Genomic DNA, 4,030 nt, shown 5'->3' with positions numbered 1-4,030 from the left:
TGGATCGTGTTTCAGGCGGGGATTGCTTGCTCCAGTGCCACACCGGCACCCACCAGCCCGGAATACGGCGCCGTCACCAGCCACACCGGGATGCCCTTGAAGTAATCGCTCATGCAGCCCTTGTCGGCGAAGCTGCGGGCGAAACCGCTGTTGACGAAGAAGTCGGCAAAGCGCGGAATCACCCCGCCTACGATGTACACGCCGCCACGACCACCGGTGGTCAGCACGTTGTTGCCCGCCACACGACCGAGCCAGCAGCAGAACTGCTCCAGTACTTCCAGGGCAATCGGGTCACCGGCCAGACCGGCTGCGGTGATTGCTTCCGGCGTATCAAGCTTCGGTTCATGTCCGTCCACTGCGCAGATCGCGCGGTAGACTCGCGGCAAACCGCCGCCGCTCAATGCAGTTTCTGCGCTGACATGACCGATCTCGTTGTGGATGTGCTGCCACAGCTGGGTTTCACGCGGGCTGCTCAGCGGCAGATCGACGTGACCGCCCTCCCCCGGCAACGCGGCAAACCGCCCTTCGCCCAGATCGAGCAAGGTGCCCACGCCCAGGCCAGTGCCTGGACCGATCACCACCGCCGGGCGCAACGGCTCCGGCGTGCCTTCGCAGACCACGCGGAATTCGCCGGGCTGCAAACGGGTCATGCCCAACGCCATCGCCGAGAAGTCGTTGATCAGCAGCAGTTGCTCGACCTGCAAGGTCTTGCAGAATGCCGTGCGGCTCAGGCGCCAGTGGTTGTTGGTGAACTTGAATTCATCACCACTCACCGGCCCTGCGACCGACAGGCACACCGAACCGATCGAACCCGGCGCCAGACCGAGGCCGCTCAGGTAGAGGCTGATCGCCTCTTCCGGGCTGGCGTGGTCGGCTGTCGCCAGCACCTGAACCGATTCCAGTTGCTGGTTTTTCCACAACGCGAACCGCGCGTTGGTGCCTCCGATATCACCGACCAAAGCCAGTTTCAATTAAGCGTCTCCAGGGCAGAAGTGAAGGCGCTGGCGCCCTGCTCCGCCGAGCTGAAGGCCAAACGCATGAAGCCAAACAGTTCGCGACCGCTGCCGATGTTGTTGCCCAACAGGCCTTTGGCAGGTTCACGCGCTGCAAATTCGGCGGCGTCGACCTTGAGTTCCAAAGTGCCTTTGACGCCATCGACGCGGATGATATCGCCCTCTTGCACCCGCGCCAAAGCACCACCGACATAAGCTTCGGGGCTGACGTGAATCGCCGCCGGGATTTTCCCCGACGCGCCGGACATGCGCCCGTCGGTGACCAGCGCGACTTTGAAGCCGCGATCCTGCAGCACGCCGAGGAACGGCGTCATCTTGTGCAGTTCCGGCATGCCGTTGGAGCGCGGGCCCTGGAAGCGCATGACCGCGACAAAATCCTTCTCCAGCAGACCGGCCTTGAACGCATCGGCCAAGTCCTGCTGATCCTGGAACACCATGGCCGGTGCTTCGACGATCTGGTTTTCCAGCGCCACGGCGGAGACTTTCATCACCCCGCGACCAAGGTTGCCTTCCATCACCCGCAGACCGCCCTCCGGCGAGAATGCACGGGCAACCGGGCGCAGGATGTTTTCGTCGAGGCTTTCGATCGGGCCTTCGCGCCACACCAGCTCACCGTTATCGAGGAACGGCTCTTTGGTGTAGCGGCTCAGACCGTGGCCAAGCACGGTGTTGACGTCTTCGTGCAGCAGGCCCGCTTCAAGCAGCTCACGGATCAGGAACGACATACCGCCAGCGGCCTGAAAGTGGTTGATGTCGGCCTTGCCGTTCGGGTAGACGTGGCTCAGGGTCGGCACGACTTCGGAGAGGTCGGCCATGTCCTGCCAGGTCAGCTGGATGCCAGCGGCCATGGCGATGGCCGGCATGTGCAGGGTGTGGTTGGTCGAGCCACCGGTGGCGTGCAGCGCGACGATCGAGTTGACCAGTGCCTTCTCGTCGACGATTTCGCCGATCGGCATGAAGTTGCCGTTCTGCTTGGTCAGACGTGTGACCTGATGCGCGGCTTCGCGGGTCAGGGCATCACGCAGCGGGGTGTTCGGATTGACGAAAGACGCGCCCGGCAAGTGCAGGCCCATGACTTCCATCAGCAACTGGTTGGTGTTGGCGGTGCCGTAGAAGGTGCAAGTGCCCGGGCTGTGGTAGGACTTCATCTCCGATTCCAGCAGCTCTTCGCGGGTTGCCTTGCCTTCGGCGTACTTCTGCCGCACGTCGGCTTTTTCCTTGTTGGAAATCCCCGAGACCATCGGCCCGCCCGGAACGAAAATCGTCGGCAGATGGCCGAAACGCAGGGAGCCCATCATCAGGCCCGGCACAATCTTGTCGCAGATGCCGAGCATCAGCGCGCCGTCGAACATGTTGTGCGACAGCGCCACCGCCGTGGACATGGCGATCACTTCGCGGCTCGGCAGGCTCAGCTCCATGCCCGGCTCGCCCTGGGTCACGCCATCGCACATCGCTGGCGTACCGCCGGCGAACTGGCCGACCGAACCGATTTCGCGCAAGGCGTTTTTGATCTGCTGGGGAAAGACTTCGTATGGCTGGTGCGCCGAGAGCATGTCGTTATACGAAGAAACGATGGCGATGTTCGCCGAGTTCATCATCCGCAAGCTGTGCTTGTCTTCGCTGCCACACCCGGCCACGCCGTGGGCGAAGTTGGCGCATTGCAGCTTGCCGCGCATCGGGCCGTCAGTCGCGGCGCCGCGAATCAGTGCAAGGTAAGCCTGACGCGTGGCGCGGCTGCGGGCGATAAGCCGTTCGGTGACCTCAAGAACGCGGGGATGCATGTGTAGAACTCCAGGCTAACGGATGTGGCGACCTGATTGTCTATGCTGATCAAACGCCGTTGTTGTTGGAATGACAGACGGTTTTTTTGACCATTCGGACCAGTTGATTCAGGTCACTCGTTGTAGATAAAACAAAATATTGCCACTAAAAAGGCTTGTTTTCTATTTTTATGCGAATAATCTTGTAATTCCAACAACAAAACGACGGCGGCGCTGTTCAATGACTCTTCGAATCGCAATCAATGGTTTTGGCCGCATCGGCCGTAATGTCCTGCGCGCACTGTATACCCAAGGCTATCGACAGGATTTGCAGATCGTCGCCATCAATGATCTGGGCGACAGCTCGATCAATGCCCATCTGCTCAAATACGACACCGTTCACGGCACATTCGACGCCGAAGTGGCGCATGACAATGAGAGCCTGACGGTCAATGGCGACCGTATTTCGGTCAGCGCGATTCGCAACCCGGCCGACCTGCCGTGGGCCGCGGAAAAAATTGATGTGGTGTTCGAATGCACCGGTCTGTTCACCGACCGTGCCAAAGCCGCCGCGCATCTTAATGCCGGCGCCCGCAAAGTCATCATCTCGGCCCCGGCCAAGGGCGCCGACGCCACCGTCGTTTACGGCGTCAACCACGACATTCTGCGCCAGTCGCACCAGATCATCTCCAACGCTTCGTGCACCACCAACTGCCTGGCGCCGGTGGCGCAGGTGCTGCACCGTGAACTGGGCATTGAAAGCGGTCTGATGACCACCATTCATGCCTACACCAACGACCAGAATCTGACCGACGTCTACCACACCGACCCGTACCGCGCGCGTTCGGCCACGCAGAACATGATCCCGAGCAAGACCGGCGCCGCCGAAGCGGTAGGCCTGGTGCTGCCGGAACTGGCGGGCAAACTGACCGGCATGGCCGTGCGGGTGCCGGTGATCAATGTGTCGCTGGTGGACCTGACGGTGCAGCTGAAGAAGGAAGCCACGGCCGAGGAAGTCAACGCACTGATGAAGGCTGCCAGCCAGCACTCGAAAATTCTCGGTTACAACACGTTGCCGCTGGTTTCCAGCGACTTCAACCACAACCCGTTGTCGTCGATCTTCGACGCCAACCACACCAAAGTCAGCGGCAAACTGCTGAAGGTGCTGGCGTGGTACGACAATGAGTGGGGCTTCTCCAACCGCATGCTGGATAACTGCCTGGCGCTCTGCAACGCCGAATAATCCCCTATCCGTGT

At 61.0% G+C, this 4,030-nt stretch carries 3 protein-coding genes; 1 reads left to right on the top strand and 2 read right to left on the bottom strand.

Annotated features, from left to right (window positions below; all coding sequences use genetic code 11):
• Positions 1–11: 11 nt before the first annotated feature.
• Together NTD85_RS09525 and edd are read right to left on the bottom strand one after the other, a co-directional pair.
• Complete coding sequence (locus NTD85_RS09525) at positions 12–971, bottom strand: glucokinase (RefSeq protein ID WP_226499544.1); 960 nt, start codon at positions 969–971, stop codon at positions 12–14.
• A complete protein-coding gene (edd, locus tag NTD85_RS09520) occupies positions 968–2,794 on the bottom strand; it encodes a phosphogluconate dehydratase (RefSeq protein ID WP_003227464.1) in 1,827 nt (608 codons plus the stop codon). Before edd ends, NTD85_RS09525 begins: the two co-directional genes overlap by 4 nt.
• Before the next feature lie 220 nt (positions 2,795–3,014).
• Here edd and gap point away from each other — a divergent pair, with 220 nt between their 5' ends.
• A complete protein-coding gene (gene gap / locus NTD85_RS09515; protein ID WP_262142017.1) occupies positions 3,015–4,016 on the top strand; it encodes a type I glyceraldehyde-3-phosphate dehydrogenase in 1,002 nt (333 codons plus the stop codon).
• The last annotated feature ends 14 nt before the right edge of the window (positions 4,017–4,030 follow it).

Source organism: Pseudomonas sp. 13B_3.2_Bac1 (assembly GCF_025466205.1).
Lineage (GTDB): Bacteria > Pseudomonadota > Gammaproteobacteria > Pseudomonadales > Pseudomonadaceae > Aquipseudomonas > Aquipseudomonas fluorescens_H.
The sequence above is the reverse complement of the archived record's forward strand: the minus strand, read 5'-3'. Positions and strand labels throughout refer to the sequence as shown.